This window comes from Frisingicoccus sp. (assembly GCA_016298055.1).
Classification (GTDB): Bacteria; Bacillota; Clostridia; order Lachnospirales; family Lachnospiraceae; genus Frisingicoccus.
Genome location: JAEDDO010000155.1, coordinates 1 through 4238, shown reverse-complemented (window position 1 = coordinate 4238; position 4238 = coordinate 1). Strand labels below are relative to the sequence as shown.

Here is a 4238-nt window from a genome sequence, read left to right as displayed (position 1 = left end):
AAAATTCAACTCGTGTAATCGGTAGATGTAAGTCCAGCAAGAATAATGCGTGTAATCTAAGGTCGTTTGACTATGAAGATTACACGCTTTTTATGTCTTAAAGGAGGACAAGAAAATGGTAAGGATTATTACAATCAGCCGAGAATTTGGAAGTGGCGGAAGAACCGTTGGGAAAGAAGTTGCAGCCTGCCTGGGGATTCCGTGTTATGACAGGGAACTTATTGAAAAAGTCGCGGAAGAGACAGGATATGCCAGGGAATTTGTAGAAGAAGAGAGTGAATATGCACCATCTGCAAATGATTTAGCCTATATGTTTTTGGCCAGAGGATTTGATGGGTTATCAAATGCGGACAGAATATGGATAGAGCAGAGAAAAATCATTGAAAAACTTGCAAATGACGGACCATGCGTTATTGTTGGAAGATGTGCAGATTATATTTTAAAGGATCGAAGTGACTGCTTACATGTATTTGTATATGCGGATAAGACATTTCGAGCGGAACGCATTGTAAAACAGTATGGAGAGACAGGAGTAGAGCCGAGAAAAAGGCTGCAGGAAAAAGATAAGAAACGTAAGTTAAATTATAAATATTTTACAGATAGAGAATGGGGCAAGAGAGAAAATTATCATTTAAGTATTGACAGCGGATTTTTTGGCATTGAAAAGGCTGTCTCAATAATTGTGGATGCTGCAGGAGGTGCGAAGGAAAATGAGTGATTCTGTAGTAAAAGAGAACAAGATGGCAGCGATGCCTGTGAATAAATTGATGCTTAATATGGGAATTCCCATGATTATTTCCATGATGCTTCAGGCAGTTTATAATATTGTGGACAGTGCCTTTGTGGCAAATATAAAAGATACGGGGGAGCAGGCATTAAACGCCTTGACTTTAGCATTTCCGGTGCAGATGCTTATGGTCGCAGTAGGCATTGGAACCTGTGTCGGTGTGAATGCGCTTCTGGCAAAGAGTCTGGGACAGCGGGATGTGGAAAAGGCAAGCAGAACAGCAGGAAACGGTATATTTTTGATGGCGGTCGTCTATATAGTATTTTTGATTTTCGGTCTGTTCGGCACATCCGCATATATTTCTACACAGACAAAAAATCCGGTCATTGAAGAGATGGCAACGAATTACATAAAAATCTGTTGTTGTTTTTCTTTTGGCATTTTATATTTCTCTTTGTATGAGAAAGTATTACAGGCGACCGGTAAAAGTATGTACTCGACAATTGCTCAGATTACAGGAGCAGTCGTTAATATTGTATTGGATCCCATCCTTATTTATGGATGGTTCGGGTGTCCAGAACTTGGAGTATCCGGTGCTGCTTATGCAACGGTTATCGGGCAGATTGCATCGGCACTTTGTGGATTATTTCTTCATTTGAAAGTCAATAAAGAAATAAAAAATAAAATTTCATATATAAAACCATCTGCAAAGATTATAAAAGGCATATATTCGATAGGCTTTGCTGCAATTATTGCACAGGCTCTTATGTCGGTAATGACATATTTGCTCAATGTTATTTTTGTAAGAATCGGTGAAAATGTTGTCACAGCCTATGGCCTGTATTATAAGATTCAGCAGTTTATTCTGTTTGCCGCATTCGGTCTAAGAGATGCAATCACACCTATCGTTTCTTTTAACTACGGTATGAAAAATAAACAACGTGTAAAAGATGGCGTAAAGTATGGAATCGGCTATACATTAATCATCATGTTCGTTGGATTTATTGGACTTGAAGTGTTTGCTGAGCCATTTGCCGGTATTTTCGGTTTATCCGGTGAGACAAAAGAATTATGTGTAATGGCAATGCGCATCATTTCTATAAGCTATGTATTTGCCGGCACAAATATTGCGCTTCAAGGAGTATTTCAGGCTCTTGACAGCGGACTGGAATCTCTTATTATTTCTGTCTGCAGACAGTTTTTATTTGTGGTACCGGTAGCGTACGCTTTTTCAACAGTAGTCATCAACGGAAACGTTGGAACATGGCTGGTATGGATGACATTTCCTATTGCAGAAATATTATCAGTCATAGTTGCAATTCTATTTATGAAAAAGGTAAACAGCAAAAAAATAAGAAACACATGACCTTTTATATTTTGTATTATATGCGTATGGCCAGATACAAGATGACGGCTTCGGTAAATTTTCTTGGGTCATATCCTGTGAGCTTTTGAATTTTATTTAATTTGTACTGAATCGTATTTTTGTGAAGAAACAGAGCTTCCGATGTTTCTTTCAAAGAAAGATTATGTTCAAAATATATTTTTAATAATTTCAGATCTTCTTGATTTAATTGGTGAATGGTTTTTTCTTTATAGGCTTTGGAAACATTGTCTGTTAAGGATCCGGTGATGATTTCTAATGTTAATTCATCATAGCAGGCAATGTTTCTTGAACCAAATAAACTTTTAAGCGCAATTTCACCTTTTGAGTAGGAAATATTTTGTCGATGGATGGATTCGCTGCTTCCAATTCCTATTTTCAGAATGGTCCGGAAGTCTTGTGCCCAATGTTTAATGCGTTTTTTCCATATTAAATAATCATGATCACTGATCATGATCCAGTAGTCATTGGGATAGTTTATAGAGCACATAAATGAAGAAATATTATTAAAAAACTGATAGATTTCATTTTCCAGCATTGCAAAGTTTGAAGGATTGTATCGTGAATCCGGTTTAATAATAAGTGTTCGATAGTTCTCTTTGATAGAGAGCTTTCTTTTTTCAAGAAATTCTTTAAGAAATTCCTGATGGATATATTTATTTTCAATAAGTGCGTGAATAACAGAGTTCATCTGAGTTTTGTATCCAAAGTTAAGAAGCTCAATTTCCTGTTCCCGAAGCAAAAGAGCAGTAATCTTTTGAGCAAGTACCGCGTACTGTCTTACAGCATCCGGAAATCCGCTGATTCCTATGACTGCGATAATTTCGTGATTGTATACGATGGGAATATTAACACCTTTTTGCGTACCGTAAAAACTGTCATCGCTCTCTACTTCTATAATTTCTTTTGTATCAATGACCTTTTTGCCGATTTCATGAAATTCACCAATACGAATTTCGTTTGTGCTTGCAAAAATGATTCCATCCGTATTGATAAAATTAATATCGTGACCGCATACATCTTTTACGGTATCGACAATTTTCTGGGCGGTCTTTCTCGACAAATAAATGCTCATAATTACCTCCGTTCTGTCACATATAATGTTATATATAACTAAAAATAGTTGATATTACATAATAATTATAGCATATATAACATATCTAAAGCTATTGTTTTTTGATACAATAAGTCAAAGATTGAAAGCGGAGGTATGTTTATGAAAGTGGTTGTGGCAATTGATTCATTAAAAGGAAGTCTGAGTTCTCTTGAAGCGGGATCGGCGATATCTGAAGGAATTCACAGAGCGTTAAAGGATGCGGAAGTTATTGTTCGTCCGCTGGCCGACGGCGGAGAAGGTACGGTTGAGGCGTTAGCTCTTGGAATGAATGGCCGGATTGAAAAAATCAAAGTGACAGGACCTTTGGGTGATCCGGTGGAAGCTGCGTACGGAATTATTGATGAAACACATACGGCAATTATTGAAATGTCAGCGGCAGCCGGAATCACCCTAATCAGTGAACAGGAAAGAAATCCACTTGATACAACAACTTATGGTGTGGGTGAGATGATTAAAGATGCGATTAGAAAAGGTTGTCGGCATTTTATTGTAGGAATCGGAGGAAGTGCCACAAATGATGGCGGCATCGGAATGCTTCAGGCTCTTGGATTCGGATTTTTAGATGTCAATGGAAATCAGGTCGGCTTTGGGGCAAAAGGGCTGAAAGATATCGAAAAAATTACGGATGAAGCTGTTCTGCCTGAATTAAAAGAGTGCTATTTTAAAGTGGCCTGCGATGTATCAAATACGCTTTGTGGTGATCAGGGATGCAGTGCAATATTTGGTCCGCAAAAGGGTGCGACCCCTTCTATGATCATGCAAATGGACAAGTGGCTTGCCGACTACGCCGGACTGACACAGAAAAAATATCCGAAAGCCAATATGAATCAGGCTGGAACAGGAGCAGCCGGTGGACTGGGATTTGCCTTTTTATCTTATATGAATGCTTCGTTGGAATCCGGAATAAAAATTATCCTTGATGAAACAAAGCTTGAATCTTATGTGAGAGAGGCGGATATGGTTATTACAGGTGAAGGACGTCTGGATGGACAGACGGTTATGGGAAAAGC

Annotated in this window: 4 protein-coding genes; 3 read left to right on the top strand and 1 reads right to left on the bottom strand. The window is 38.2% G+C overall.

Annotated elements, in window-relative coordinates:
* Positions 1 to 115 precede the first annotated feature (115 nt).
* Together QZZ35_RS09570 and QZZ35_RS09565 are read left to right on the top strand one after the other, a co-directional pair.
* Complete coding sequence (locus QZZ35_RS09570; protein WP_291237195.1) at positions 116 to 718, top strand: cytidylate kinase-like family protein; 603 nt, start codon at positions 116 to 118, stop codon at positions 716 to 718.
* Positions 711 to 2093, top strand: a complete 1383-nt coding sequence (locus QZZ35_RS09565; protein WP_291237194.1) for an MATE family efflux transporter — start codon at positions 711 to 713, stop codon at positions 2091 to 2093. Before QZZ35_RS09570 ends, QZZ35_RS09565 begins: the two co-directional genes overlap by 8 nt.
* Positions 2094 to 2109: 16 nt before the next feature.
* On the opposite strand, the gene QZZ35_RS09560 is transcribed toward QZZ35_RS09565, so the two are convergent.
* On the bottom strand, positions 2110 to 3186 hold the full coding sequence (locus QZZ35_RS09560) for a CdaR family transcriptional regulator (protein ID WP_291237193.1): 1077 nt from the start codon (positions 3184 to 3186) through the stop codon (positions 2110 to 2112).
* A gap of 141 nt (positions 3187 to 3327) precedes the next feature.
* Here QZZ35_RS09560 and QZZ35_RS09555 point away from each other — a divergent pair.
* Positions 3328 to 4238 (top strand): glycerate kinase family protein (locus QZZ35_RS09555; protein ID WP_291237192.1); only part of this gene is annotated, 911 nt, incomplete at its 3' end.